Below are 657 nucleotides of genomic sequence, written 5' to 3' on the forward strand. Positions count from 1 at the left end.
TCACGTAGTCAGTGACGTGAGCGGCGCCTTCCGGTCCATCGCAATAGCGAATATCGAGCACGATATCTTGACCCACCGCAAGAATCTCATCCTTCTCGGCGAGAAAATCGCCATCCACGCACACGCCGTCGACTACTGTCGTCGCAACGGCCTCGCCATTATGAACGATGGCATCGCTCGCTATCAGCAGGACTTCCCCGAGCAGCGCATGGTCGCCCGAGAGTACTTCGAGGGGTTCCTCGCTGAATATGGAATCGACTACCGCAGTCCTATCTACGAGTTCGCCACATCGGGCGACGACGTCAAATATCGCCTCCTTCAGCTCGGCCTCTCCACAAAGTCTTTGGAGGGTGTCTCTATCTTCGGCGACAGCTTCTCCACACCAACGGATGAGACCATCCTGGCCTACCTCCAGGAGAAGGAGGCCCTGAGTCACGACATCATCAACTTTCTCAGCGGGCGTTCGTTGGCCATTGGTCACGAGACGCGCGATCGGGCTGAGATTACTGGATGAGGAGAATCGACAAGGCGGCCGCTGTGATCCTCCGTGGCGGCTTACTCCTTGTGGTTCGAAAGCGTGGCTCGACGACTTTTATTTCCCCGGGAGGAAAACCGGAACCTGGGGAAAGAATGGACCAGGCCTTGGCACGTGAGCTC

2 protein-coding genes are annotated in these 657 nt (G+C 57.2%); both read left to right on the forward strand.

Annotated features, from left to right (window positions below; all coding sequences use genetic code 11):
* On the forward strand, positions 1-514 hold a 514-nt coding region (locus JF66_RS20945; protein WP_156109997.1), incomplete at its 5' end, for a hypothetical protein.
* Positions 511-657 (forward strand): NUDIX domain-containing protein (locus JF66_RS24015; protein ID WP_197059537.1); only part of this gene is annotated, 147 nt, incomplete at its 3' end. The genes JF66_RS20945 and JF66_RS24015, both read left to right, overlap by 4 nt.

Origin of the sequence: Cryobacterium sp. MLB-32, assembly GCF_000738085.1 — a bacterium.
In the GTDB taxonomy this organism is placed as follows: domain Bacteria; phylum Actinomycetota; class Actinomycetes; order Actinomycetales; family Microbacteriaceae; genus Cryobacterium.